This window comes from Halobellus sp. MBLA0158, from assembly GCF_041477585.1.
In the GTDB taxonomy this organism is placed as follows: domain Archaea; phylum Halobacteriota; class Halobacteria; order Halobacteriales; family Haloferacaceae; genus Haloquadratum; species Haloquadratum rubicundus.
Window position 1 is genome coordinate 1,798,684 of the sequence record NZ_JBGNYA010000001.1, and the last position, 23,913, is coordinate 1,822,596.

The window sequence follows — 23,913 nt, forward strand, 5'->3', positions numbered from 1 at the left end:
CGTCCGTGCCGGAGTAGCTCAGCTGGCAGAGCGATTCCTTCGTAAGGAATAGGCCGAGGGTTCAAATCCCTCCTCCGGCTCTTCTGACGGAACAAAGCGGAGTTGGAGAGCCGCGAGAGGGATTTGAATCAGGCAGGAGCTCCGCTCCGACCGTGGTTCAAATCTCCACCTCTGACTCTCTCTGCGCCGACGTGATAGCGTGAATCCGCGGCCGTCACGTCAACGATCGAAACATACAGGTCCTCGCCCGAGTAGGGCGAACTGTGCGCCGTCTCTCGATCGCGTTCGTGCTCATTCTGGTGCTCTGCGCCCTGACCGTCGGCTTCGGCGTGCAGTTCAACGGCAGCGACGTATATCCCGATGCCGCGGCCATCGACGCCGACTACGCGGCTCACGTCGGCGAGCGCGCGCACCTCTGGACGGAGGCCGTCGGAACCGAGAACGGGAGCCTCCTCGTCGAGACTGAGGGGCTCCATCTCCGTGTTTCAGATCCGTCACCGGCGGCCGTCGAGATCGGCGATCACGTCCAGATCTACGGGATGCTCGGTCCCGATCGACAGTTCGAGACCGAGAACTACCACGTACAGTCCGCCGGCGGCGTCTGGTATATGTACGGCGTCTCGGTCGTCGGGATCGCGCTCGCGGCCGTGCTGTTCCTGCGGCGGTGGCGGATCGACCTCGACCACTGGCGGTTCGTTCCCCGCGGAGGCGAGTGATGCCGGACCTCCTCACTCACGTCCTGCTGGCGTACGCCGCCGCCGGCCTCCTCGCCTGGCGGACGCGGTTCCCGGAGCGGTACGTCCCGGTCGTCTGCGTGGGCGCGACGATGCCAGACGCGATGAAGGCCGCCGTCGTCGCCGACGTGGCGAGCGGCAGCGCCTTCGGCGTGCCGTACTCGTTCTGGGGGCTGCACACGCTCGGTGGAGTGGCGGTTCTCGGCGGGATCGGCGCGCTGACGATCCGGAGCGCCGATCGGCGGGCCGCGCTGGGCGCGCTCGTCGCCGGCGGCATCGGCCACCTCGTCCTCGACCTGTTCGTGATCCGCGTCGACGGACTCGGGCCGCCGTACCTGTTCCCGCTCACGGGCTGGCTGCCGCCGGCCGGCAATCTGTACGCCAGTTCGGATCTGTGGCCCGTCGCCGTCGCCCTGGCCGTGGCCGTGCCGGTCTGGATCGCCCGCGAGGTGTGGTGATCGTCGGACTACTGGATATCGTATTTAATATCTAAGCAGATCGATTTCAAGCCTGCAGAATGCATTCTATCGAGGTTTGAGTAATATTCCACACCTGATTATCTGTTTTGATATTACTATGCCAACACATAAACGGCATTGCGAGTAAATACCGATATGAACGACTGGTCGGGAGCGGCGGACGCGTTCGATTCGCACCTCCCCCAGTTTGTGCAGGGCGTCGGCGTCGCGATCGTCTTTGCCCACCTACTGCTGTACGTCGCCGCCGTCGAGTCGCCCAGAGCCACGACTTCGGTCGAGGGGTTTCTCGTCGGCGCGGCCACGGTCTATCCCTTCGCCGCGGCGACCGTGTACGGCGGCCGGCGGCTCCAGCGCGGCGACCTCCCGCGGGAGCACTACGGGCGGATCCGGAACTGGTTTCTCGGCGGCCTCGTCGGTTTCCTGGCGCTGAATCTGGCGATGATCGCGACCTGGCCTGCCGGGTCGGTGTTCAACAACGTCGGCTGGGCGCTGTTCGCGGCGGCCGTCGGCGGGGCGATGGGGCTGGGCGTCGGCCTGATGGAAGCCCGCCGGATCTGGCAGGCCGTTCGGGCCGATCGGCAGCGGCAGCGTCGCCGAGAGATCGAGGCGCGGAACGAGCGACTGGCGGACTTCGCGGAGTCGGTCGCACACGACCTCCGGAACCCGCTCAACGTCGCCGCCGGTAATCTGGAGCTCGCGCGACGGGAGCCGAAAGAGCGGTACTTCGCGAACATCGAATCCGCGCACGATCGGATGGCGACCCTCATCGATCAGTCGCTGAGACTGGCCCGGAGCGGCCGTGAGATCGACGAGCTGGAGTCGGTCGAACTGACGACCTTCGCCGAGCGCTGCTGGTCGAACGTTCCGACCGACGACGCCCGGCTCGACCTCGGCGCCCCGACGACCATCGACGCCGACCCCGAGCGGCTCACCCAACTCCTCGAAAATCTGTTCCGGAACGCCGTCGAGCACAGTTCCGAAAGCCCCTCGTCGATGTCGGGAGCGCGCGCCGGGGGCGATAGCGACGGTCGGGGGGACGACGGCGACTTCTATCGGGGGGCCGCGAGCGCGGCTCCGAACGCCGGAGTCGACGCGGGCGAGGGCACCGGTGCCGGAGACGAGGCCGACGCTTCTGCGGCGGACGAGGGCGCCGGAAGCGATGCCGACGCGTCCGCGGCGGACGAGGTGAGTGAGAAGCGCGGCGTGACGGTGTCTGTCGGCCCGCTCCCCGACGGTGCGGGCTTCTACGTCGCGGACGACGGTCCCGGGATCCCGGAGGCCGAACGCTCGAAGGTGCTCGAATCGGGCTACTCCCAGAGCGACGACGGGAGCGGGCTCGGGCTGGCGATCGTGAGCCGGATCGCCGACGCCCACGGCTGGTCCGTCGAGATCAGCGAAAGCGACACCGGGGGCGCGCGGTTCGAGTTCCACGTCACTGAAGACGAGTGAATCCGGGCGCTCGGCGGGTCGACTCCGCGCCCTTTATTTCGGAGCCGCGGGCACCGAGTAGGTATGGACACCGCCGGCTCGCACGGGACTGCGCGGGGCCTCCTCGATCTCACCCGTCCCGGTAACGCGGTCGCGGCCGGGGTGCTCACGTTCACGGGCGCGTTCGTCGCCGCCGGCTTCGACGCGGCTCCGGTCGCGGTCGCCGCTGCGGTCGCCGCCACCGTCTTCGCGACCGCCGCGGGCAACGCGATCAACGACTACTTCGACCGCGACATCGATCGCATCAACCGCCCCGAGCGGCCGATCCCGCGCGGGGCGGTCTCGGCCCGCGGCGCCCTCGCGTTCAGCGTCGCTCTGTTCCTCGGGGCCGTCGTGGCGGCGTTCGTCCTCCCGCTGGCCGCCATCGCGATCGCCGTGCTGAATCTCCTCGCGCTCGTCGCCTACACGGAGCTGTTCAAGGGGCTCCCCGGCGTCGGCAACGTCGTCGTCGCGTACCTGACCGGGTCGACGTTCCTCTTCGGCGCCGCCGCGGTCGGGATGCTGACCCACCCCGCCGCGCTCGTGTTGTTCGCGCTGGCGGGCCTGGCGACGGTGACCCGCGAGATCGTGAAAGACGTCGAGGACGTCGCCGGCGACAGGGAGGAAGGGCTCCGGACGCTGCCGATCGTGATCGGTGAGGGGGCGGCGCTGTGGGCGGCGCTCGCCGTGCTCGTCGTCGCCGTCCTCGCCAGCGCGGTCCCGTATCTGATGGGGACCTTCGGGCTTGCGTACGCGGTCCTTGTCGTGCCCGCCGACGCAGTGATGCTCGACGGCGCGCGCCGCGGGTTCACAGACCCCGCGACGGCACAGCGGCGCCTGAAGCGCGGGATGTTCCTCGCGACGGCCGCGTTCGTGGTCGGGCGGGTAGTCACGGCCGTCGCCTGATTCCGGCGAATCCCACGACGGCGCAGAGCTGTGACGGCCGCTACGTGGCCGATAGGGCCTCGGGAGACACAGCGACCTGTCCTACGGTGTCGCGGGCGGGGACGATGCCGTCACGCGATCGACCGACGCAATCAAAAAGAATATTATCTGCACCCAATATGGTCTATTCGTCTAATGACTCCCGGCGAGTCGATACAGCAGATGACCGACGACCCCCTTCTAGCCGGCGGTTTGACGCCGAGGACTCCAGATGTATGACCTCGGCCCGGACCTCGATCGGGAGGTCCCTCCGGGAACGAACGTCCTGGTGAGCGGTCCACCGCTGTCCGGCAAGCGGTCGCTTTGTCTGGACATCCTCGCGTCCGGAACCGAGAAAGGCGAGGGCGCCATCATCGTCACCACCAAAGACGGCGCGGACCGCGTTCTGAACGACTACGAGAAGCGCACGGCCTACGAGGACCGTCCCGTGGCGGTCGTCGACTGCGTGACCCGCCAGCAGGGCGTCGGCGACGTCCGCGACAGCGACCGGATCAAGTACACGTCCTCGCCGGTCGATATGACCGGGATCGGGATCAAGCTCTCGGAGTTCCTCCAGTCGTTCTACCAGAATCAGGGGATCGAGCAGAATCGGGTGATGCTCCACTCGCTTTCGACCCTGCTTATGTACTCGGACCTCCAGACGGTCTTCCGGTTCCTCCACGTCTTCACCGGCCGCATCCAGAGCGTCGACGGCCTCGGCGTCTTCGCGATCGACGCCAGCGCCCACGACGACCAGACGATGAACACGCTGAAACAGCTGTTCGACGGGATCATCACGACCCACGAAGACGAACCGCCGTCGGTCCGTCTGGCGGGCGACTGATCCCCGTGACACATTTTCGGCCCGGGAGCGTCGCTGAAACGGCGATTTGAGTCACCACCGGGATTTTGTCGATCCGAACGGTACCGAGACCTCACGATGGAACTCGAAGAGTTCACGCGGTCGAACGCGCCCGAGGAGGGCGGCACCGGATTCCAGAAGGAAAACGCCAGACTGCTCGACGTCCCGGTCGATGGGACGGTGATGGTGAAGGCGGGGACGATGATCGCCTACACCGGCGAGATGACGTTCACCGGAAAGTCCTCCGCGGAGGGCGGCATCACCGGCTTCGTCAAGGAGGCGGTCAGCGGCGAGGGCACGCCCGTGATGGAGGCCGAGGGCTCCGGCCATCTCTACGTCGCCGATCAGGGCAAGAAGGTCCAGGTCCTCGACCTCGACGCCGACGAGTCGATCTCGGTCAACGGCAACGACGTCCTCGCGTTCGAGTCCCGGATCGACTACGAGATCAACACGATCGGGAGCCTCTCCGGCGCCGCCGCGGGCGGGCTGACGAACGTCTACCTCTCCGGCCCCGGCCAAGTCGCGCTCACCACCCACGGTGATCCGCTCGTGATGACGCCGCCGGTCTACACGGACCCCGACGCCACCGTCGCCTGGAGCACGAACCTCTCGCCGTCGATCGCGACGAACAAGACGATCGAGATCGGCCAGACCTCCGGCGAGGGGATGCAGATGGAGTTCACCGGCTCGGAGGGCTTCGTGGTCGTCCAGCCCCACGAGGAGGGCGGCCAGACCCACGGCCAGTAATCTGTTCTGCCGTTGCCCTCGCCAATCACGATATCACTCCACGCGCGCTGATCGACGCCGACGTCACTCGGCGGGCGCGTCGCCGTCCGTCGGCGCTCGCCGGAGCTCCGGCTCGGCCACCGACGCGTCGATTTCGAGCCGTCCGTACCGCCACTGCACCCACCCGGCGGTGAGGGCGGTGCCGAGGAGGATCGCACCGACGCCGACGAGCCCGGCCTCCGGGCCGAACGCGCCGCCGGTGAACAGCCGCGGCCCGGACTGCTCGACCGCGATGAGCGAGACGCCGCCGCCGGTCCCGCTGACGGGGAAGCCGTAGACGACGCCCTGGAAGAAGTTCCAGGTGATGTGTAAGCCGATCGGGATCGCCAGTTCGCCCGTCAGCACGTAGCCCGCGGCGAGCATCACCGCGCCGAGGACGATCCCGAGCACGCTCGCGACGCTGGCGTTCGGATTCGCCGCGTGGGCGACGCCGAAGAGGAGCGACGTCGCGAGAGTCGCGAGCCCGACGGCGCCGATCGGGCTGATCCGATCGAACCACCGGAACCCCTCGGCGAGGTTCGTGAGGAGGTAGCCGCGGAACAGCAGTTCCTCGTAGACGCCGACCGCGACGAAGGTGAGAAGGCCCCACGCGAACCACGGCCAGAAGGCGAACCCGGCGCGGGCGACGACGAACCGGTCCCGAACCGCGACCCACCCGACCGAGAGCTCGAACAGGAACACGAGCGTCATCAGCAGGGCGCCGAGCGCGAGGCCGAACCCGAGGTCGAGCCACCACGCGCGGTCGGTCCGGATCCCGAAGTCGCGGAGTCGACGCCGGTCGACGAACCGACCGACGAGGACGACCGCGCCGGCGATCACGAGCGTCTGCGCGGCCAGCGATGCGACGTTCCGGATCGCGACCGCCGACTGCTCGGTCGACGCGACCGGCCCCAACACGGCCCGGATCGATCCCGACGTGGCCGCGGCGAAGACGAGGGTGCCGAGATAGCCCAAGAGAACGATCGTGAGGACCAATGCGGCGATCCGCCAGGGCAGTCGCGGCCGCCGCGCGTCGTCGTTCCAGAGAACGCGTCGTACCCGCGGGCGCATGTCTCTCACCTCGCGGAACCGCCCGTTAACTCTGTCGCCGAGGCGGTCCGAGCCGGCCCCCACGGCGTCGGCCTGTCACTTATTACCAAGGATGTCCCAGAGTCGACGTATGTTCCGACCCTCCACGGTAGTCCCTCCGCACGCTCGCGATTCCGCAGATGGGAGCGACTCCGCAGACGGGAGAGTGAGCAAAGCGACTCCCCGGCACGCGACAGCCGATCAGCCGACGGAGCGATGACTGAGCCCCGCGTCTCCGAGCACGTCCGGGTCGACGGCGACGAGCACCCGCCCGGCGTCTACCGAGTCGTCGGCGTCGACGACGAGACGGTGACGCTCCTCCGCGTGAGCGACGCCGACGGGGCACGCGCCCACACCGGCGAACTGCTCACCGTCGACACGGGTGATTTCGCGGACTTCGAGCCGGCGACGGAGCCGCCCAGCGACGCGAGCGTCGCCTCCAGGCTGGCGTCGCTCGCCGAGACGGCTTACTGGTCGGTCCGCGCCTTCGGCCAGCAGTTGGCGGCGCACCCGCTTCCCGCGGCGGCGGCCGGGCTCGTCGTCGCTATCGGAGCCGTCGGCGACGCCTTCGTCTCCCTCCCGGATCCGGTGTTCGGCGGCCTGATCTTTGTGGGGAGTCTTGGGCTCGCGTACGTCGGAAACGGGCTGTCGCTGTGACGGGAGACGGCGGTCCGGTCAGTCGTCGCCGAGGATGCCGCGGTGGGTCATCGTCTCGGGGTCGAGGACCTCGTCAGCCTCCTCTTCGGTGAGGTAGCCCTTCTCGACGACGACCTCCCTGACGGTCTTGTCCTCTTTGAGCGCCGTCTTCGCGACCTCGCTGGCCTTGTCGTAGCCGATCGTGGGGTTCAGCGCCGTGGCGAGGGCCATCGAGCGCTCGACCTGCTCTTCGCAGACGTCCTCGTTGGCTTCGAGCTTCGCGACGAAGCGCTCGGCGAACACCTCCGAGGCGTTCGCGAGCAGTTCGCTCGACTGCAGGAAGTTGTGGGCGATGACGGGCTTGTAGAGGTTCAGATCGATCTGGCCCTCGGCGGCGCCCGCGGCGACTGCGGCGTCGTTGCCGACGACCTGCTTGTGGACCTGATTCACCGCTTCGGCGACGACGGGGTTGATCTTGCCGGGCATAATCGAGCTTCCCGGTTGGTTCTCGGGCTGTTCGATCTCGCCGAGCCCGTTACGCGGGCCCGACGCCAGCAGCCGGAGGTCGTTTGCGATCTTGTTCAGCGAGCCCGCGACGGTGCGGAGCGCGCCGTGCGCTTCGTTCATCGCGTCGTGGGCGGCCTGGGCCTCGAAGTGGCTGTCTGCCGGCCGGAAGTCGAGGCCGGTCTCCTCGGAGATGTACTCCGCGGCGCGCTCGGGGAACTCGGGGTGGGTGTTGAGCCCCGTTCCGACGGCGGTCCCGCCGAGCGCGAGCTCGCCGAGGTGGTCGGTGACGCCTTCGGCGCGCGCGATGCCCTTTTCGACCTGCGTGCGGTAGCCCGCGAACTCCTGGCCGAGGCGGATCGGCGTCGCGTCCTGGAGGTGGGTGCGGCCGGTCTTGACGACGCCGTCGAACTCGTCTTCCTTCTCCGCGAGCGCGTCTTCGAGCGTTTCGAGCGCCGGGAGCAGGTCCTTCCGCACGGCTTCGAGCGCGGCGACGTGCATCGCGGTCGGGATCACGTCGTTGGAGGACTGCCCGTAGTTGACGTGGTCGTTCGGATGGACGACCCGGTCGCCGATGGATTCGCCGAGGATCTCGGCCGCCCGGTTGGCGATGACCTCGTTGGCGTTCATATTCGAGGAGGTTCCCGAGCCGGTCTGGAAGACGTCGACCGGGAACTGGTCGTCGTGGTCGCCCGCGATGACCTCGTCGGCGGCGTCGACGATGGCGCCGGCGGTCTCCTCGTCGACGAGGTCGAGGTCGCGGTTCGCCTGCGCGGCGGCCTTCTTGACGACGCCGAGCGCGCGCACGAAGCGCCGGCCGAAGGCGATCCCCGAGATGGGGAAGTTCTCGACGGCGCGCTGGGTCTGGGCGCCCCAGTACGCGTCTTTCGGTACCTGCATCTCTCCGAGGCTGTCCCGCTCGATGCGGTACTCGTCGTCGGACATACTCGGACCGACGACCGGCGCCCGCGTAAAACCCGTCGGTCTCGCTCAGTCGTCGCGGCCGTCGCGGCCGCCGGGACGGTTGCCCCCACTCACTGCCGGTCCTCGTACTCCTCGGGCGTGTAGGTCTTCATCTCTAAGGCGTGGATCTCGGTCGTCATCGCCTCGCCGAGCGCGTCGTAGACCATCTGGTGCTGTTCGACGAGCGTCTTCCCCTCGAAGGCGGGCGAGACGACGACCGCCGCGAAGTGGGCGTCCTCGTGGTCCTCGTCGGGGACGCGGGGGAGCGTGACGCTGGCGTCCGCGTCCTCGATCCCCGCTTCGATCAGGCGTTCGACTTCCTCGGTGTCCATACCCGTCCCCTGGGTCGGCGCGGAATAAAATGCGCCGCTTTGGGACGCTTCGGAGGACCGCCCGACGCCGTGACTAAAACGACTGTTCGCCCTTACGGCGCTTTTGAGTCGCCGGCGGCCGTCGGATCACGTATGTCCCCGCGAACGGACGCCAACCCCCTCCCCCACCGAACCGACGCCGTCGACCCGCCCGGATTCCCGACCGGCTCTGAGAGCGATCGACCGCCCGCAGCTCGACTCCGCTCGCGACTCGCTTCCGTCTCCGGACTCGTCGCGTTCGGTTGCCTGCTCGTCGTGTACGTCGCCGCGCTGGCCGCGATCGGGCTTCGCCGCGCCCTCGGAGGACTGGCCCGGTGGGCGCTCCCGACGAGCGCTCGGTGACGGTCCGGCCGGTCACATCTGGTAGCGGCGCTCGTCGTCGCGCTGCGGGTACTGGTCCTGGCCGGTCATCTCCTCGTAGGTCATCCCCGAGAGGTACTCGTCGTAGGTCACGTCGTAGTCCTGCCGGAGGTGGAAGTCGAGTGTGCCGCGGTCGACCGTGGTCTGGAACAGCAGATGCACCGCCCGACGGAGCAGTTCGTCGGTCTCCTCGGTGCCGAAGGCGGCCTTGAGCATCGCCAGTTCGTGTCGCGTCTCCCGATCGAGCGAGACCGGCTGCTCTGCGTCAATGTCGGTGTAGGCGGATTCGACGTCGCCGGTGAGTTCGTCGAGGCTCATACCACGGACTCTCGGGAGGCGCGTGCAAACGGCTTTCGCCTTCGGTCTCGTTTCGCTCTCGCTCCGCCTCTTCGGCCTTCGTCGTCGCCGTTTCTTCGGTCCCGCCGTCCGCGACGGCTTCGGTCGAGACCAGAACCCCCAAGCCGCACCGGTCCGAGGTTCCGACGATGACCGACGGCGACGCCGGAAACGAGGCTCGGTCCGAGCCGGACGAGGCGCTCCCCGAAGACCTCGACGCCGTCCGCGACGCGCTCGTGTCGTGGTACGAGGCCGACCACCGATCGTTCCCCTGGCGCGAGACCGACGACCCCTACGAGATCCTCGTCTCGGAAGTGATGAGCCAGCAGACGCAGTTGGACCGCGTCGTCGACGCCTGGCGGGACTTCCTCGACCGCTGGCCCACGGCCGCGGCGCTCGCGGACGCCGACCGGGCCGACGTCGTCGCCTTCTGGAGCGACCACTCGCTCGGCTACAACAACCGCGCGAAGTACCTCCACGAGGCGGCCGAGCAGGTGCTGACCGAGTACGGCGGCGACTTCCCCGAAACGCCCGACGAACTCTCGGAACTGATGGGCGTGGGCCCCTACACCGCGAACGCGGTCGCGTCGTTCGCGTTCAACAACGGCGACGCCGTCGTCGACACGAACGTGAAGCGCGTGCTCTACCGCGCCTTCGACGTCGAAGACGACGACGGCCGGTTCGAGCGCGTCGCCGCCGATCTGATGCCCGCGGGCGAGTCACGCGTCTGGAACAACGCGATAATGGAACTCGGCGGCGTCGCCTGCGGGAAGAAACCGCGGTGCGACGAGGCGGGCTGTCCCTGGCGCGAGTGGTGCCACGCCTACGAGACGGGCGATTTCACCGCGCCGGACGTCCCGACCCAGCCGGAGTTCGAGGGGAGCCGCCGCCAGATGCGCGGCCGCGTGATCTCGACGCTCAAGGAGTACGACGAACTCGGCCTCGACGAACTGGGACCGCGGGTCCGGGTCGACTACGCGCCGGACGGCGAGTACGGGCGCGAGTGGCTCGCGGAGTTGCTTTCGGATCTGGAACGCGACGGACTCGTGGAGTTCGATGGCGGCGACGAGCCCGTCGCGCGGTTGCGGCGGTGACTCCGCGACCGCGACCGACGTAACAGTTTATTCGCCTCGGCGTTTACCTTCAGGTAGCCAGATGAGCCCGACCGTGAAGATATCCCAGGAGGATGGCGAATACACCGCCGTCGACTCCGAGACCGGCGAGGTCGGCGTCGGCAGCACGCGGGCGATGGCGCTGGCCGAACTCGCCGTCCGCCTCGGATCGGCGGAGCAACAGCCCGACGCGGACACCGAGGACGAGGTCAGGAAGCTCGTGGCCCGCACACGTGCGCGGTTCGACCGCGAGGAGGTCACAGAAGACGACGTCGAGGACGCGATCGAATGGGCACGGTCGGAGTAGTCCTGGATACGAACGTGCTCGTCTCCGCGCTCGGATTCGGCGGTCCGCCGCTCGAAGCGTTGCTCCGCGCGCTCGAAGACGACGTACGGCTGCTCGCCTCGGAGTCGACGCTGGACGAGCTCGATCGGGTAATGCAGTACGACCGGCTCCCGTTCACGGACGCTGATCGGCACCAGTACCTCTCGATTCTCCGGCGTGAGGCGTCTCTCGTTCAGCCGATCGAGGGCGTCGAGGTGGCTCGCGACCCCGACGATGACAAATTCTTGGGTGTCGCGATCGCCGGCGACGCGGATTACGTCGTCTCCGGAGACGGCGATCTGCTCGATATCAGATCGTACCGGGGCGTCGAAATCGTCGCACCCGATGCGTTCGTCGATACGATCGCGTAGACTCCACTGGGGAAGAATGGACTGTGGACTGCGGCCGTCAGTACTTCGCGTCGGCGCCGGTGACCTCGTAGATCTCGTCCATCAGGCGGTCGCGCTCGTCCTGCCAGACCGACAGCGTCTCCGGGCGGGTCGGGTACCGCTCGTAGTGGCGCATCAGCTCGTCCGCTAGGCTCTTCGTCCGGTAGAAGTTCAGGATCTGGCCCCAGTAGCCGAAGGAGTCCTTCACCGTCTTCGCCAGGAGCGTCGGCCCGAACGAGGTCGTCCCGGAGTACAGCGCCTCCGCGAGCTTCTCGCCGGGGAGCGACGCGAGCAGGCCCATCAGGTCGTCGACGTCGACGGCCGTCGAGAGGATGTTGTAGACGTCGAGGCCGGCGTAGCGCGCGCCGAAGTGGTCCATCACCCGCTCGTTGTAGCGCCACAGCGACGCCTCGCTCACGTCGCCCTCGGAGATGGCCTTCACCGCCTGCTCGGCCGCGTAGGTACCGGCGTAGGCCGCGCCGGCGATCCCGCCGCCGGTCGTGGGGTTGACGTGGCCGGCGGCGTCGCCCGCGGCGAGGAAGCCGTCGGCGACGGCGGAGTCGTAGGGGCGTCGGGTCGGCAGCGCCGCGCCGAGCTTGTCGGTCACTTCGGCGCCCCGGAACTCGGGGCGGTTCCGGAGGTCGCGCTTCAGGTCCTCGACGAGCTTCATCGGCTCCTCGTTCATCTGGAAGCCCAGCCCGGCGTTGATCGTCGTCTCCGTCCGCGGGAAGTACCAGAGGTAGCCCGCCGCGCGCTCGGTGGGCTTGAACACCAGCGCGTCGTCCCACTCGACGGGCTCGGGGACCTCGACGATCTCCCGGTAGGCGGAGCAGAACTGCGAGTAGGAGACGTTCGTGTCGAAGGTCGACTCCGAGAGGTCGGCCTTGTCCTGGAGGAGCGACAGCGACCCGGCGCCGTCGAGGACGACGTCGGCCTCATACTCGACGACGTCGCCCTTCCGCGTGCCGCGGATTCCCGTCACGGTGCCGTCGTCGTCCTGGGTGACGTCCTGGACGACGGTGTCGTAGTGGAAGTCCGCGCCGGCGTCGGACGCGCCCTCGATGATCAGCCGACCGTACTCCCAGCGGTCGATGACCGCCAGTTCGCCGGGGACCGGGATGTCGAGGACGGTGTCCTCCTGGGGGATCTCGAAGCGGCCGTGGTCGACGCCCGTGTTCGTGAACGCGCCCTCGATCCGGGACTTCGGGATCGCCTCGGGGAAGGCGTCCGCGCCCTTGAGCGCGTCGCCGCAGGCGATGTGGCCCGCCTCTTCCTCGGACTTCCGCTCGACGACGGCGACGTCGAGGCCCTCGTTGGCGACGGTGGCGGCGGCGTAACAGCCCGCCGTCCCGGCGCCGACGACGACGACGTCGTACTCGTGGGAGGTACTCATCGTTCCGTCTCTCGCGTGCGAGCGGAAAACTCTTTTTCCCTCGGAAGGCCGCGGTCCGCGGGCGTCCGGTCCTGGCATTCGGTGGCCGACGTCCGATGTCCCGCGTCCACTATCCCGCACCCCGCATCGGGTGAGCCCTACGGATCCCTGTCAGCCGCGGCTTCGTCGAGCAGGTGCTCGACCGTCGATGCGAGCCCCTCGGCGGTCTCGCCGACGACCCGGACCATCGGCTCCTTGCCGACGGCGCCCTCGTCGGCGACGGCGCGCGGCGGCTCGTCCGCGCGGTCGAAGACGCGGTCGGCGGCCCAGTTCATCGTGGCGGCGTCGTCCGGCTCTGCGGTCCGGTCGAACCACGCGACGGGGGCGTCCAGCGTCTCCAGCCCGTGACGCGTCCCCGGGGTGAGCCGGCAGTTCGTCGCGAAACGGAGGCCGGGATCGTGCTCGCGGGCCGCGAGCAGGAAGCGCGCGAGGTGGCTCGACGCGCCGAACCGGACTTCGGAGTTGGGTTCGACGCCGTCCAGCGTGCGGGTGATCCGGCCCTCCACGGCCGCGATCTCGTCGACGGCCTCGGCGTACGGCGCCGCGCCGACGACGTTCATCCCGACCTCGGCTAGGAGCGGACTCACGTCGATCTCGACGAACCGCTCGACGAGGTCACGGACGGCGTCCAGCGTCGCCCGCTCTCCGGCCGCGTTGCGCGCGTCGACCAGCGGGTGGACGGCGCCCGGCCCCTCGCCGACGTCGTGCGGGTAGCGGACGGCTCGGGCGGCGAAGTCGACCGCCTCCGCGACCGCCGCTTCGAGGTCGAGGCCGCGGCTCAGATTCGCCGCGATCGCCGCCGACAGCGTACAGCCCGAGCCGTGGGTCGCGTCGGTGTCGACTCGCGGATGCGCGAACTCCCGGGCCCCGTCGGCGGTCACGAGCACGTCGCGGACGGTCGCGCCGTCGCCGTGGCCGTCGGTGACGAGCGCGGCGTCGGCTCCCATCTCGACGATGCGTTCGCCGGCTTCGCGGGACGTCAGATCCGCGTCGTTTTTATCTCCATTCCCGACGAGGACGGCCGCCTCGTCGCGGTTCGGCGTGACGAGCGTCGCCTCGGCGACGAGGTCTTCGTAGGTGCGCTCGCCGGCGGGCTCCAGGAGGCGGTCGCCGGACGTCGCGACCATCACCGGATCGACGACGAGCGGGAACGGAGCGTCGGCGACGCACTCTCGGACGGTGCGGACGATCTCGGCGGTCCCGAGCATCCCGGTCTTGGCGGCGGCGACCTCGAAGTCCGCGGCGACGGCCTCGTACTGGGCGCGGACGTCGGCGGGATCGAGGACCGTAGAGCGCTCGACGCCCCGGGTGTGCTGTGCCGTTACGCTCGTCACGACGCTCGTCGGGAACGCGTCGTGGGCCGCCATCGTCCGGACGTCCGCCTGGACGCCGGCGCCGCCGCCCGAGTCGCTGCCGGCGATCGTGAGCGCGACGGGGAGCGAGACCGGCGCGGGGATGCGCCGTTCCGTGCCGGTCCCGGCCATCAGGCGGACACCTCCCACGACTCCCGCGTGTAGGCCATCTCCCAGAAGCGGTGTTCGAGCCGCGCGCTTGTCAGGAACGCCTCCCGCATCGCCTCGCGCTCGCCGGGATTTGCCTCCGCGCAGCGGTCGACCAGTTCCCGCATCCACGACACCGACTCGCGGAAGGCGTCGCTCGTGTACTTCTCGATGAACGGCGTGTAGCGGTGCTCCTCGTCGGCGAGGTCTGCCATATGCTCGGCGACGTCCAGGTACCCCTGGCCGCAGGGGTAGATGGCGGCGGCGACCTCCGGGAACGATCCCTCGTGGGCGGTCCGCAGCAGGAAGTTCGTGTAGGCGACGCAGGTCGGCGCCTTCTCGGTCGACTCCAGATCGGCGGGCGCGAGCCCGTAGTCCTCGGCGAACTCGCGGTGGAGGTCCATCTCGTAGTCGACGACCGTGTGGGCGACGTCGAGGAGCCGGCGCATCCGGTCTTCGTCCGCCGCCTTCGTCCCCGCGATGGCGAACACGCGGGCGTAATCGAGCAGGTAGCGGTAGTCCTGGGTGACCCAGTGGCGGAAGGCGGCCTCGTCGAGCGTCCCCGCGGCGAGCTCGCGGACGAAGGGGTGGTCCTTCTGGGCGGCCCAGATCGCCGCGCCGTCGTCGAGCAGCCGGTCGCTGAAGGCCGCGCCGTCGTCGGCCATCGTCAGTCGTCGGCGGAGGCGGGCGCGTCGCCCGGGAGGTCGACGACCGGCGCGTTCGAGCCGAGCTCGTCGAGGGCGACCTGCGCGGCGCGCTTGCCCGACAGCAGCATCGCCCCGAACGTCGGCCCCATCCGGGTGAGGCCGTGGGTCGTCGCCGTCGACAGGCCCGCAGTAATGAGCCCGTCGTGGATCTTCCCGGTCTTTTCGACGACCTTGTCCTCGCTGTCCTGGGCCCACATCGAGTCGTGACCCGGGGAGTCGTGGCCGGGCGCGCCGTACTCGCCTTCTTCGGTCGTGTCCATCCCGGTCGCGTGCGTCTCGGCGTGCTCGATCCCCGGTGCGTCGATGGCGCCGCGCTCCTGGAGCTTGGAGACGACGACGGCCTCGTGGCCCGTCGCGTCGACGACGAGATCGGACTCAACGGCGATCGGGTCGACGCAGGTGAGTTCGCGGGGGAGCGCGTGGACGGGCGACCAGTTCATCACGATGCCCGCGACGCGGTGGCCGTCCCGGACGACGACGTCCGTGAACTCCGTCATGTTCTGGATCTTCGCGCCGGCGTCGCAGGCGGCCTTGATCAGCGCGGAGCAGGCGTGGGGGCCGTCCGCGAGGTGGAGGCCCGGAGTGTCGGACTCCTCGTGGGGGACGTCGAGCTCGTCGAGCACCTCGTCGGCGGGCTCGCGGACGGTGAGCTTGTTCATCAGGAAGCCACCGAGCCAGAAGCCGCCGCCGAGGTAGTTGTTCTTCTCGACGACCATCACGTCGATGCCGCGCTCGGCCAGTTCCTTCGCGGTGACCAGTCCCGAGGGGCCGCCGCCGACGACGATGACCTCCGTGTCGGTGAAGTCGAGGAACTCCTCGCTCCAGGACTCCGCGATGGCGTTCGTGACCTGTGCGTCCGTCGCGTCGCTGAATCCGCTGAACGACATATAACCTAGTGATATCACTTAGTAATTAGTCGTTGCGGTCGACGGTCAGTAAGTCGGCGGGGTCGAGGAACGGGACCCCAGAAGAAACCGAGCGGCGGTGCGGCCGCTCTACGGGGCAAAAATCGGAGAAACGAGAGCCGACGGGAGTCCGAGCGCGCCGAGGCCTACTCCTCGCCGGACTCGTAGTACTCGCCGGCGGCCTCGGGGATGCGCGTCCGGCCGACGAGCGCGAGGACGACGATGACGATCACGAACGGCGTGATCCGGATGAGCTGCCGCGGGATGCCGATGCCGCGGAGCTGGAGGACGGTCTGCATCGCGTCCAGTCCGGCGAAGAGCAGCGTCGAGAAGAACGCGCCCACGGGGTTGTAGTTGCCGAAGAGGTACGCGACGATGGCGATGAAGCCCTTGCCGTTGACCATCGTCGGGCCGTTGCCGGTGAACTGCCCGAGGTCGAGCGACAGCGCGGCCCCGCCCATCCCCGAGAGGACGCCCGAGAGCAACACGGCGGCGTAGCGGACGCGCGCGACGCTCACGCCCGCGGTGTCGAGGGCCTTCGGGTTCTCGCCGCTGGCGCGGACCCACCGGCCGAACGCCGTCCGCTCGAAGACGTACCACGAGAGCGCGACCGCCAGGAAGAGCAGGTAGACCGACGGCGACGCCGAGAAGAGCGCGCCGAAGAACGGGATCTGCGAGAGCACCGGCACCGAGATCGAGCCCGGCGTCGCCACCGTCGGCGTGTTCGGCCCGTTGTAGATCACCTGCGAGGCGAAGGGCGCCAGTCCCAGAGCGATGAGCCAGACCGCGAGCCCGGCGATGATCTGGTCCGCCCGGAACTCGATCGTCACGATGGCGAACAGCCCCGCCAGGAGCGTGCTCGCGACCACGCCGCCCGCGAAGCCGATCCAGACGCCGCCCGTGACGTCGGTGACGTAGATCGCGGAGAACGCCGAGATGATGAGCAGGCCTTCGAGGCCGATGTTGATCACGCCAGACTTCTCGGCGAAGATGCCGCCGAGCGCGGCGAAGGCGATCGGCACGGACAGCCGCAGGGCCGACGCGAGCGTGTTGCGGCTCGTGATGACGTCCGCGATCGTCCCCGCCAGCGAGCGGGGGAAGAGCCAGCCCGCGACGAGCAGAACGACGAGGCCCGCGACGGTCGCGCCGGCGATGAGCGCCCGCGTCGAGTACCGCTCGACGAAGGACTCCTCGGCGTCGGCCTCCCCGCCGGAGGGGCGTGCCTCACTCATCGGCGTCACCTCCCTCGGACTCGCTCCGGCCGCCGTCGGTCGCGACGGCCCTCGACTCCCGGCCGCCGACGAACCGCCCGCCGAGGAGCCGGAAGAACTCCGGCATCGCCACGAAGAGGATGATCAGCCCGCGGAGGACGCCCACGAGCTGCGGCGGCACGTCGGTCGCGAACTGCACGACCGTCGTCCCGCTCTTGAGGATCCCGAACAGCAGGGCCGCGATCCCGACCCCGAGGGGGTTGTTGCCGGCGAGGATCGAGACCGTGATGCCGTCGAACCCGTAGGCGGGGAGGCCGGTCTGGAACGTCCCGAGCACCATCATCACGTACATCGCGCCCGCGACGCCGCCGAGCGCGCCCGACAGCGTCAGGCTCGTGACGATCGTGCGCGCGGAGTCGACGCCGCCGTACTCCGCGGCCCGCGGCTGGATCCCGCTGGTCCGGACGTCGTACCCGAACGCCGTGTGTTCGAGGACGTAGTAGAGCGCGCCGATGGCGACGAGGCCGAACGCGAGCGCGACGAGCGAGAAGTCCTGGCGGGCGCCGAACGCGATCGACGGGAACCGCGCGTACTCCGGCAGCGGGACGGTCTGGTTCGCGGCGCTGTTGGGGTCTTTGAACGCCCCGCTGACGAGATACAGCGTCACGCCGGTCGCGATGAAGTTGAGCATAATCGTCGTGATGACCTCGTTGGCGTCGGCGTAGGCCTTCAGCAGGCCGGGAATCGCCCCGTAGAGCCCGCCGAAGACCGCACCGACGAGGACGCCGAAGGGGAGCAGAAGCACCGTGCCGACGACGCCGGAGACCAGCGAGGACGCCCAGAGGACGCCGATCCCGGTCGCCAAGGCGCCGACGACCATCTGGCCCTGCGTCCCGATGTTGAAGATGCCCGCGCGGAAGGCCAGCGCGACCGACAGGCCTGTAAAGAGCAGCAGCGTCGTCTCCCGGAGCGTGACGGCGAACTGGCCGTCCGGCGACCAGCCTCCGCGGAACGGCTCGCCGAGCGCGCCGAGGAACAGGCGGTCGAAGACGGTCACGGGGTCGTAACAGAAGCCGGTCCCGAAGTAGTACACGGCGTCGGTCGGCGCACAGGTCGTCATCCGTCCGGCGACGAGGACCAAGAGCGCTCCCAGTATGATCGAGATGACGAGCGCGGCCGTGCTGATCAGGAGCCGCTCGGTCGCCGACGCGGACACGAGCCGTTCGAGCGCGTCGCGGGCGCGGTCGGCGGCGCTCACGCGCGCTCACCGCCTTCGTGATTCGCCCTGTCGGTTCCGCCGTCGGCCGCCGCGTCGGCCTCCGCCGCGCGGTCGCGCTCGTCCGGCCGCTCGCCGGCCATCAGCAGGCCGAGTTCTTCCTCTGTCGTCTTGGCGGGGTCGACGACGTCGATGAACTCGCCCTCGTAGACGACCGCCAGGCGGTCCGAGAGCCCCTGGACCTCCTCCAGTTTCGAGGAGACGAGCAGGACGGCGACGCCCTGGCGCCGGAGTTCGAGCAGGCGCTCGTGGATGAACTCGATCGAGCCGACGTCGACGCCGCGGGTCGGATGCGAGGCCACGACCAGTTCGGGGTCGCGCTCGAACTCCCGGCCGACGATGAACTTCTGTTGGTTGCCGCCCGAGAGCGACTCCGAGGTGGCGTCGGGGTCCGGCGGGCGGACGTCGTACTCGTCGATGATCGCCTCGGCGTGCTCGCGGGTCGCCGGCCAGTCGATCCGCCCGTTCGGGCCGAACTCCTCGCTGTGTTGGCTCCCCAAGAGCGCGTTCTCGACGAGGTCGAAGTCCATCACGAGGCCGCGCTCCTGGCGGTCCTCGGGGATGTAGGCCATCCCGGACGCGATCCGCTCGCGCCGGGACGCCGTGGTGACGTCCTCGCCGCGGAAGCGGATCGTCCCCGACTCGGGCTCGCGGAGCCCGGTCAGCGCCTCGACGAGCTCGGACTGGCCGTTGCCGTCGACGCCGGCGATGCCGAACACCTCGCCCGCCCGGACGTCGAAGGAGACGCCGTCGACCGCGCGGACGCCGCGGTCGTCCTCGACGACGACGTCCTCGACGGCGGCGACGACGTCGCCCGTCTCCGCGGGCTCGCGGTCGACGTCGAGGAGGACCTCCCGGCCGACCATCAGCTCGGCGAGGTCCTCGCGGGTGGTCGCGTCGGCGTCGACGGTGCCGACGTTGCGACCGTCTCTGAGGACGGTGATCTCGTCGGCCGCGCGCATCGCCTCGCCGAGCTTGTGCGTGATGAAGATGATCGTCTTGCCCTGGGCGGTGAGCTCTTCGAGGACGCCGAACAGCTCTTCGACCTCCTGGGGCGTCAGCACGGCCGTCGGCTCGTCCAGGATGAGGGTGTCGGCGCCGCGGTACAGCGCTTTGAGGATCTCGACGCGCTGTTGCTCGCCGACGGAGATGTCCTCGACGCGGGCGTCGGGGTCGACGTCGAAGCCGTAGCGCTCCGAGAGGTCGACGACCGCCTCGCGGGCGGCCGCCCGGTCGACCGCGAGGCCGCCCCACTTCCGCGGCTCGTTCCCGAGGGTGATGTTCTCGGTGACCGTCATCGGGTCGACGAGCATGAAGTGCTGGTGGATCATCCCGACGCCGGCGTCGATGGCGTCCCGCGGGGAGTCGAACGAGCGGGGCTCGCCGTCGAGGTGTACCCGCCCCGACGTCGGTTCGTAGAGGCCGTAGAGAACGTTCATCAGCGTCGTCTTGCCGGCCCCGTTCTCGCCGAGGAGCGCGTGGACGGTGCCGCGCTCGACTTCGAGGTCGACGTCGTCGTTCGCCACGACCCCGGGGAACCGCTTCGTGATCCCCTCGAGGTGGACGGCAGTGGCCATAGGTCTGTTACCTCCTGGTTCGAGGATAAACGAATAGGTTTGGATGTGCGTCGCCGGTCGCTACTGCGGCGCGGTCGGGACCGAGATGTCGCCGCCGATGATGCCCTCGCGGGCGCTCTGGACCTCGCTTCTGACGTCGTCGGGGATCTCCGAGCCGAGCTGGTCGCCGTAGACGAGCGCGACGCCCTCCTGTTCGAGCCCGAGGGAGACCGCCGTGCCGCCGGGGAACTCGCCGTCGACGACCGACTCGATGGCGTTGAACACGGCCGTGTCGACGCGCTTTACCATACTGCCGAGGATCACGTCGGAGTAGGAGGGCTTGGTGATCGACTGGTCGCGGTCGACGCCGATCGCGAACCGCCCCTGCTCTTGGGCCGCCTGGAAGACGCCCGTGCCGGTGTTGCCCGCCGCGTGGTAGACGATGTCGGCGCCGCTGTTGTACATCGCGGTTGCGGCCTCGCGGCCGCCCGCGACGTCGTTGAAGCCGCCGACGTAGTTCGTCAGGACGTCGACGTCGTCGCTGCCGGCGGCGACGCCGGCCTCGAACCCGGCCTGGAACTTCTTGATCAGGTCGGACTCGACGCCGCCGACGAAGCCGACGTTCGTCGAGTCACCCGCGGTCGAGCCGGCGCCCGCGGAGTAGTCACGCGTCGTGAGCATGCTCGCCATCAGGCCCGCGAGGTACGAGCCCTCGTGCTCCTTGAACGTGTAGCTCGCGACGTTCGGCGCGTCGACGACGGAGTCGACGATCATCAGGTTCTGATCAGGGTACGTCTCGGCGGTCTGGCCGACCGAGTCGGCCTGGAGGAACCCGATGCAGCAGATCAGGTCGTAGACCGGGTCCGTCGACTCGGCGAACTGCTGCTGGAAGGTGCTGAACTGCGACACCTGATCGGGCTGGGCCTCGTTGAACGCGATGCCCAGTTCCTCTTCGGCCTGCAGCGCGCCCTGCTGGGCCTGGTCGTTGAACGACCCGTCGCCGAGGCCGCCGGTCGCATAGACCATCCCGATGTTGGCCGTCGGGCCGCTCGCGGTGGTCTCGGCCGCGGTCGTCTCCTCGCCGCCGCCGTCGCCGCCCGCGTCGGTCGGCGCTTCGGTCTCCGTCTCGGTCGAGCCCCCGGAGGGACCGCCGCTACAGCCGGCCAGTCCCGCGATTCCCGCCACGCCCGTCGCCTTCACGAAAGTACGTCTATCCATTACTATGGACACCTACCCAGTAAGGGACGCGATATGTGCATAAATTCGTCGCTTCCGACCCCGCACACCCACTCCCGGGTGTGAAAACTGGACGGGCATTGGAAACCCGACCGCGGGCCGGCGGGTCGGGGCGAAGCTACCGACGGCTCAGTCTGCGTCCTCGACCGCGGCCTCGACGACGGTCGTCACCTCGTCGACGAGGGCGTCGACGTCGTCGGCCTCCGCGTAGACGCGGACGTACGGCTCCGTCCCGGAGGGGCGGACCAGCGTCCACGACGCGTCCGCGAACTCCAGGCGGACCCCGTACTCGGTGTCGACGTCGGCGTCGGGGAAGGCCTCCGGAAGCGACGACTCCAGGCGGGCCATCGCCTCGGCTTTCCGCTCGTCGGGACACGGGACGCTCACTTTCCGGTAGGGACGCTCCGTGACCGGCGCGCGGAGGCCGTCGAGCCCCGACTCGGCGACGAGTCGCGTCAGGACGGCCGCCGAGGCGACGCCGTCGATCCAGCCGCCGTGTTCGGGGTGGATGTGCTTCCAGGGCTCGGCCGCGAAGACCACGTCCCCGCCGCCGGCGCGGGCGGTCGCGATGCCCTCGTGGAGCGCGCCGAGCCGGACCCGCTCGACGCGGCCGCCGGCCGCGCGGACCCGCTCGTCGATCCGCCCCGAGGCGTTCGGCGTCGTCACGACCACGGGGTCGTCGGCGTCGGCCGCCTCGGTGAAGCGCTCGGCTAAGATCGCCACGACGGTGTCCTCGTGAACGACCTCGCCATCGCCGTCGACGATCACGATCCGGTCGGCGTCGCCGTCGTGGCCGATCCCGAAGTCGAAGTCGCCGTCGCGGACGAACGCCCGGAGGTCCGCGAGGGACTCGGGGGTCGGCTTCGACTCCCGGCCGGGGAAGTGGCCGTCGACCTGGCCGTTGAGGGTGACGACGCGCGCGCTGAGCTCCCGGAGGACGCCCGGCGTCCCGAGCGCGCCCATCCCGTTGCCGCAGTCGACCGCGACGTCGAGGCCGTCGGCGTCGGCGCCGTACTCGCGGGCGTAGGCGACGACCGCCTCCCGGTAGTCCGGGAGCACCGTCTCCTCGGCGGAGTCGCCCCAGGCGTCCCACGTGGCGGGCCGCTGCTCGCCCGCGACGCGCGCCTCGATCGCCTGTTCGAGGTCCCTGTCGTACTCCTCGCCGTCGACGAACACCTTGATGCCGTTGTCCGTCGGGGGGTTGTGCGACGCCGTGAGCATCACGCCGCGGCGGCCCCGCGAGGCGTACGCGAGCGCCGGCGTCGGGACCACGCCCGCCCGGCGGACGTCGACGCCGGCGGATTCGAGCCCCGCTTCGGCCGCGGCCGCCAGGGCCGGGCCCGTCGTTCGCCCGTCCCGTCCCACGACGACGGTCGGCGTGTCGTTCGCCGCTCCCCCGTCCGGTTCGGTCCCGGTGACGTCGGTGCCGACGGCGCGACCCACCGCGAGCGCGAGTTCGGGCGTCACCCGCTCTTCGGCCGACCCGCGGATCCCAGCCGTCCCGAAAAGGTCCATACCCACAGTGGGTCCGCCGATCCCCTATAACTTCACGCTTGCCCGCCGGCCGTCGGCGATGTTGCCTGATGGTGTGAAGATCACACATACAGATATCCAGATAGGTCGAGAATCCGTGACGTCTATATGTCCGGAGAATCCGCGTACGCTGGTTCCTGCCCAGTAGGATCCACCCGTAATTATATATTAACTGGTGGGTATCCTCCGAACGGAGGACGAGACGCATGTCATCAAGCACGCGAAAACTGGACGCGGAGATTCTGGGTCGGACGACCAACTTCGAGTACTCCGAGCACTGGATCGGCTACGCCATCCTGATCCTTCGGGTCGTGATGGGCTGGACCCTGTTCCAGGGCGGCATCACGAAGCTCGTCACGTATCTCGACGCGAACCCCGAGAACAACTGGACGGCCGCGGGCTACCTCGCGAACGCGATCCCGCAGGCCAATCCCGCTCGGGAGCTGTTCATCTCGATGGCGGGGAGCCCGCTCATCGACATCCTCAACATGTGGGGGCTGACGCTCACCGGACTCGGGCTCATCGTGGGCGCGCTCGTCCGCTGGAACGCGTTCTGGGGCGCCGTGATGATGCTGTTCTACTGGCTGGCGAGCCTTCAGGGCGGCCTGCTCGCGGGCCTGCCGCTGGCGCACGGCTGGGTCGTCGACGACCACATCGTCTACGCGGCCCTGCTGTTCGGCCTCGGCGCCATCGGCGCTGGCCGGATCGTCGGCGTCGACGAGTACCTCGAAGAGACCTCGATCGTGCAGAGCAACCCCTGGCTCAGGTACCTCCTCGGCTGACTCCCGGCTCCGGATTTTTCGCGGTGGCGACGCGGTCTCGGAGTCGGACGGTTCGACCGCGAATCTCCCGGACCGCCATCTTTTCCGTTCGGCGTCCGTACGTCGATTCGATGACCGACGACGCCAGCGACGCAGCCGACACCGTCAGAGCGCACGTCTTCGTCAGCGGGACCGTCCAGGGCGTCTACTACCGCGCGTCGACGCGCGATGCGGCCCGCGAGCGCGACGTCGACGGCTGGGTGCGGAACCTCGACGACGGTCGCGTCGAGGCGGTGTTCGAGGGCCCCGAATCCGCCGTCGAGGAGATGGTCGAGTGGTGCCACACCGGGAGCCCGGCCGCCTCGGTCGAAGACGTCGCGGTCGAGTACGAGACGCCCGAGGGCGAGTCGGGGTTCCGCGTGCGGTGGTGAGTGCGAGTACGAGTACGGACCCGAGCCCAAGCCCGAGAGCGTGAGCGTGA

26 protein-coding genes and 1 tRNA gene are annotated in these 23,913 nt (G+C 69.2%); 14 read left to right on the forward strand and 13 right to left on the reverse strand.

The window, feature by feature from the left end; genetic code table 11:
* Nucleotides 1–7 precede the first annotated feature (7 nt).
* From OS889_RS09265 to OS889_RS09295, 7 genes are all read left to right on the forward strand, one after another.
* Nucleotides 8–80, forward strand: a tRNA-Thr gene (locus OS889_RS09265).
* Between the two features lie 183 nt (nt 81–263).
* Nucleotides 264–716 carry an OB-like fold-containing membrane protein gene (locus tag OS889_RS09270; protein ID WP_372389301.1) on the forward strand — a complete coding sequence of 151 codons (453 nt, stop codon included), beginning with the start codon at nt 264–266 and terminating at the stop codon, nt 714–716.
* Entirely contained in the window at nt 716–1,192 is a 477-nt protein-coding gene (locus OS889_RS09275) for a metal-dependent hydrolase (RefSeq protein ID WP_372389303.1), read from the forward strand. Before OS889_RS09270 ends, OS889_RS09275 begins: the two co-directional genes overlap by 1 nt.
* Before the next feature lie 156 nt (nt 1,193–1,348).
* The gene (locus OS889_RS09280) at nt 1,349–2,662 is read left to right on the forward strand and encodes a sensor histidine kinase (RefSeq protein ID WP_372389306.1); all 1,314 of its coding nucleotides are present in this window, start codon (nt 1,349–1,351) and stop codon (nt 2,660–2,662) included.
* A 63-nt stretch (nt 2,663–2,725) separates the two neighbouring features.
* Nucleotides 2,726–3,586 carry a geranylgeranylglycerol-phosphate geranylgeranyltransferase gene (locus OS889_RS09285; protein ID WP_372389308.1) on the forward strand — a complete coding sequence of 287 codons (861 nt, stop codon included), beginning with the start codon at nt 2,726–2,728 and terminating at the stop codon, nt 3,584–3,586.
* 250 nt (nt 3,587–3,836) lie between these two features.
* Nucleotides 3,837–4,448, forward strand: a complete 612-nt coding sequence (locus OS889_RS09290) for an RAD55 family ATPase (RefSeq protein WP_372389310.1) — start codon at nt 3,837–3,839, stop codon at nt 4,446–4,448.
* Between the two features lie 96 nt (nt 4,449–4,544).
* Nucleotides 4,545–5,213, forward strand: a complete 669-nt coding sequence (locus tag OS889_RS09295; RefSeq protein ID WP_372389312.1) for an AIM24 family protein — start codon at nt 4,545–4,547, stop codon at nt 5,211–5,213.
* A gap of 63 nt (nt 5,214–5,276) precedes the next feature.
* Here OS889_RS09295 and OS889_RS09300 read toward each other — a convergent pair whose 3' ends face one another.
* Nucleotides 5,277–6,302, reverse strand: coding sequence for a CPBP family intramembrane glutamic endopeptidase (locus OS889_RS09300; RefSeq protein ID WP_372389313.1), 1,026 nt, complete (start codon nt 6,300–6,302; stop codon nt 5,277–5,279).
* A 234-nt stretch (nt 6,303–6,536) separates the two neighbouring features.
* Here OS889_RS09300 and OS889_RS09305 point away from each other — a divergent pair, with 234 nt between their 5' ends.
* Nucleotides 6,537–6,977: a hypothetical protein gene (locus OS889_RS09305; RefSeq protein ID WP_372389315.1), complete on the forward strand. Its 441-nt coding sequence runs from the start codon at nt 6,537–6,539 to the stop codon at nt 6,975–6,977.
* Nucleotides 6,978–6,995: 18 nt separating this feature from the next.
* On the opposite strand, the gene OS889_RS09310 is transcribed toward OS889_RS09305, so the two are convergent.
* On the reverse strand, nt 6,996–8,405 hold the full coding sequence (locus tag OS889_RS09310; protein WP_372389317.1) for a class II fumarate hydratase: 1,410 nt from the start codon (nt 8,403–8,405) through the stop codon (nt 6,996–6,998).
* 89 nt (nt 8,406–8,494) lie between these two features.
* Complete coding sequence (locus tag OS889_RS09315; protein WP_372389319.1) at nt 8,495–8,755, reverse strand: BolA family protein; 261 nt, start codon at nt 8,753–8,755, stop codon at nt 8,495–8,497.
* Nucleotides 8,756–8,887: 132 nt separating this feature from the next.
* Between OS889_RS09315 and OS889_RS09320 the strand changes: the two genes are divergently transcribed.
* The gene (locus OS889_RS09320; RefSeq protein ID WP_372389321.1) at nt 8,888–9,136 is read left to right on the forward strand and encodes a hypothetical protein; all 249 of its coding nucleotides are present in this window, start codon (nt 8,888–8,890) and stop codon (nt 9,134–9,136) included.
* Between the two features lie 12 nt (nt 9,137–9,148).
* Here OS889_RS09320 and OS889_RS09325 read toward each other — a convergent pair whose 3' ends face one another.
* Nucleotides 9,149–9,472 carry a ribbon-helix-helix protein gene (locus OS889_RS09325; protein ID WP_372389322.1) on the reverse strand — a complete coding sequence of 108 codons (324 nt, stop codon included), beginning with the start codon at nt 9,470–9,472 and terminating at the stop codon, nt 9,149–9,151.
* Nucleotides 9,473–9,639: 167 nt separating this feature from the next.
* On the opposite strand from OS889_RS09325, the gene OS889_RS09330 reads away from it, so the two are divergent.
* The 3 genes from OS889_RS09330 (at nt 9,640) to OS889_RS09340 (ending at nt 11,298) form a co-directional block, all read left to right on the forward strand.
* Nucleotides 9,640–10,584, forward strand: a complete 945-nt coding sequence (locus OS889_RS09330; RefSeq protein WP_372389324.1) for an HhH-GPD family protein — start codon at nt 9,640–9,642, stop codon at nt 10,582–10,584.
* A gap of 61 nt (nt 10,585–10,645) precedes the next feature.
* A complete protein-coding gene (locus tag OS889_RS09335) occupies nt 10,646–10,909 on the forward strand; it encodes a hypothetical protein (protein ID WP_372389327.1) in 264 nt (87 codons plus the stop codon).
* A complete protein-coding gene (locus tag OS889_RS09340) occupies nt 10,891–11,298 on the forward strand; it encodes a putative toxin-antitoxin system toxin component, PIN family (protein WP_372389330.1) in 408 nt (135 codons plus the stop codon). The genes OS889_RS09335 and OS889_RS09340 overlap by 19 nt, the downstream gene beginning before the upstream one ends.
* 37 nt (nt 11,299–11,335) lie before the next feature.
* Here the strand turns inward: OS889_RS09340 and OS889_RS09345 are convergent, their stop codons facing one another.
* From OS889_RS09345 to OS889_RS09385, 9 genes are all read right to left on the reverse strand, one after another.
* The gene (locus OS889_RS09345; RefSeq protein ID WP_372389332.1) at nt 11,336–12,709 is read right to left on the reverse strand and encodes a geranylgeranyl reductase family protein; all 1,374 of its coding nucleotides are present in this window, start codon (nt 12,707–12,709) and stop codon (nt 11,336–11,338) included.
* Nucleotides 12,710–12,846: 137 nt separating this feature from the next.
* The gene (gene thiD / locus OS889_RS09350) at nt 12,847–14,232 is read right to left on the reverse strand and encodes a bifunctional hydroxymethylpyrimidine kinase/phosphomethylpyrimidine kinase (RefSeq protein ID WP_372389334.1); all 1,386 of its coding nucleotides are present in this window, start codon (nt 14,230–14,232) and stop codon (nt 12,847–12,849) included.
* Nucleotides 14,232–14,912, reverse strand: a complete 681-nt coding sequence (gene tenA, locus OS889_RS09355; protein ID WP_372389336.1) for a thiaminase II — start codon at nt 14,910–14,912, stop codon at nt 14,232–14,234. The genes thiD and tenA overlap by 1 nt, the downstream gene beginning before the upstream one ends.
* 2 nt (nt 14,913–14,914) lie before the next feature.
* Nucleotides 14,915–15,841, reverse strand: coding sequence for a sulfide-dependent adenosine diphosphate thiazole synthase (locus OS889_RS09360; protein ID WP_372389338.1), 927 nt, complete (start codon nt 15,839–15,841; stop codon nt 14,915–14,917).
* 164 nt (nt 15,842–16,005) lie between these two features.
* Nucleotides 16,006–17,091, reverse strand: coding sequence for an ABC transporter permease (locus OS889_RS09365; protein ID WP_372389340.1), 1,086 nt, complete (start codon nt 17,089–17,091; stop codon nt 16,006–16,008).
* On the reverse strand, nt 17,084–18,328 hold the full coding sequence (locus tag OS889_RS09370; protein ID WP_372389342.1) for an ABC transporter permease: 1,245 nt from the start codon (nt 18,326–18,328) through the stop codon (nt 17,084–17,086). Before OS889_RS09370 ends, OS889_RS09365 begins: the two co-directional genes overlap by 8 nt.
* Nucleotides 18,325–19,923: an ABC transporter ATP-binding protein gene (locus tag OS889_RS09375; RefSeq protein WP_372389344.1), complete on the reverse strand. Its 1,599-nt coding sequence runs from the start codon at nt 19,921–19,923 to the stop codon at nt 18,325–18,327. Before OS889_RS09375 ends, OS889_RS09370 begins: the two co-directional genes overlap by 4 nt.
* Nucleotides 19,924–19,983: 60 nt before the next feature.
* Entirely contained in the window at nt 19,984–21,120 is a 1,137-nt protein-coding gene (locus OS889_RS09380; protein WP_372389346.1) for a BMP family lipoprotein, read from the reverse strand.
* A 147-nt stretch (nt 21,121–21,267) separates the two neighbouring features.
* Entirely contained in the window at nt 21,268–22,653 is a 1,386-nt protein-coding gene (locus tag OS889_RS09385; RefSeq protein WP_372389348.1) for a phosphohexomutase domain-containing protein, read from the reverse strand.
* Between the two features lie 224 nt (nt 22,654–22,877).
* On the opposite strand from OS889_RS09385, the gene OS889_RS09390 reads away from it, so the two are divergent.
* Together OS889_RS09390 and OS889_RS09395 are read left to right on the forward strand one after the other, a co-directional pair.
* Nucleotides 22,878–23,453, forward strand: a complete 576-nt coding sequence (locus OS889_RS09390) for a DoxX family membrane protein (protein WP_372389350.1) — start codon at nt 22,878–22,880, stop codon at nt 23,451–23,453.
* A gap of 110 nt (nt 23,454–23,563) precedes the next feature.
* Nucleotides 23,564–23,863, forward strand: a complete 300-nt coding sequence (locus OS889_RS09395; protein ID WP_372389352.1) for an acylphosphatase — start codon at nt 23,564–23,566, stop codon at nt 23,861–23,863.
* Nucleotides 23,864–23,913: the final 50 nt, after the last annotated feature.

Coding starts and splice junctions, on each gene's coding strand:
- OS889_RS09275 (WP_372389303.1), top strand. CDS start 716: ATGCCGGACCTCCTCACTCACGTCCTGCTGGCGTACGCCGCCGCCGGC.
- OS889_RS09280 (WP_372389306.1), top strand. CDS start 1,349: ATGAACGACTGGTCGGGAGCGGCGGACGCGTTCGATTCGCACCTCCCC.
- OS889_RS09285 (WP_372389308.1), top strand. CDS start 2,726: ATGGACACCGCCGGCTCGCACGGGACTGCGCGGGGCCTCCTCGATCTC.
- OS889_RS09290 (WP_372389310.1), top strand. CDS start 3,837: ATGTATGACCTCGGCCCGGACCTCGATCGGGAGGTCCCTCCGGGAACG.
- OS889_RS09295 (WP_372389312.1), top strand. CDS start 4,545: ATGGAACTCGAAGAGTTCACGCGGTCGAACGCGCCCGAGGAGGGCGGC.
- OS889_RS09300 (WP_372389313.1), bottom strand. CDS start 6,302: ATGCGCCCGCGGGTACGACGCGTTCTCTGGAACGACGACGCGCGGCGG.
- OS889_RS09305 (WP_372389315.1), top strand. CDS start 6,537: ATGACTGAGCCCCGCGTCTCCGAGCACGTCCGGGTCGACGGCGACGAG.
- OS889_RS09310 (WP_372389317.1), bottom strand. CDS start 8,405: ATGTCCGACGACGAGTACCGCATCGAGCGGGACAGCCTCGGAGAGATG.
- OS889_RS09315 (WP_372389319.1), bottom strand. CDS start 8,755: ATGGACACCGAGGAAGTCGAACGCCTGATCGAAGCGGGGATCGAGGAC.
- OS889_RS09320 (WP_372389321.1), top strand. CDS start 8,888: ATGTCCCCGCGAACGGACGCCAACCCCCTCCCCCACCGAACCGACGCC.
- OS889_RS09325 (WP_372389322.1), bottom strand. CDS start 9,472: ATGAGCCTCGACGAACTCACCGGCGACGTCGAATCCGCCTACACCGAC.
- OS889_RS09330 (WP_372389324.1), top strand. CDS start 9,640: ATGACCGACGGCGACGCCGGAAACGAGGCTCGGTCCGAGCCGGACGAG.
- OS889_RS09335 (WP_372389327.1), top strand. CDS start 10,646: ATGAGCCCGACCGTGAAGATATCCCAGGAGGATGGCGAATACACCGCC.
- OS889_RS09340 (WP_372389330.1), top strand. CDS start 10,891: ATGGGCACGGTCGGAGTAGTCCTGGATACGAACGTGCTCGTCTCCGCG.
- OS889_RS09345 (WP_372389332.1), bottom strand. CDS start 12,709: ATGAGTACCTCCCACGAGTACGACGTCGTCGTCGTCGGCGCCGGGACG.
- thiD (WP_372389334.1), bottom strand. CDS start 14,232: ATGGCCGGGACCGGCACGGAACGGCGCATCCCCGCGCCGGTCTCGCTC.
- tenA (WP_372389336.1), bottom strand. CDS start 14,912: ATGGCCGACGACGGCGCGGCCTTCAGCGACCGGCTGCTCGACGACGGC.
- OS889_RS09360 (WP_372389338.1), bottom strand. CDS start 15,841: ATGTCGTTCAGCGGATTCAGCGACGCGACGGACGCACAGGTCACGAAC.
- OS889_RS09365 (WP_372389340.1), bottom strand. CDS start 17,091: ATGAGTGAGGCACGCCCCTCCGGCGGGGAGGCCGACGCCGAGGAGTCC.
- OS889_RS09375 (WP_372389344.1), bottom strand. CDS start 19,923: ATGGCCACTGCCGTCCACCTCGAGGGGATCACGAAGCGGTTCCCCGGG.
- OS889_RS09380 (WP_372389346.1), bottom strand. CDS start 21,120: ATGGATAGACGTACTTTCGTGAAGGCGACGGGCGTGGCGGGAATCGCG.
- OS889_RS09385 (WP_372389348.1), bottom strand. CDS start 22,653: ATGGACCTTTTCGGGACGGCTGGGATCCGCGGGTCGGCCGAAGAGCGG.
- OS889_RS09390 (WP_372389350.1), top strand. CDS start 22,878: ATGTCATCAAGCACGCGAAAACTGGACGCGGAGATTCTGGGTCGGACG.
- OS889_RS09395 (WP_372389352.1), top strand. CDS start 23,564: ATGACCGACGACGCCAGCGACGCAGCCGACACCGTCAGAGCGCACGTC.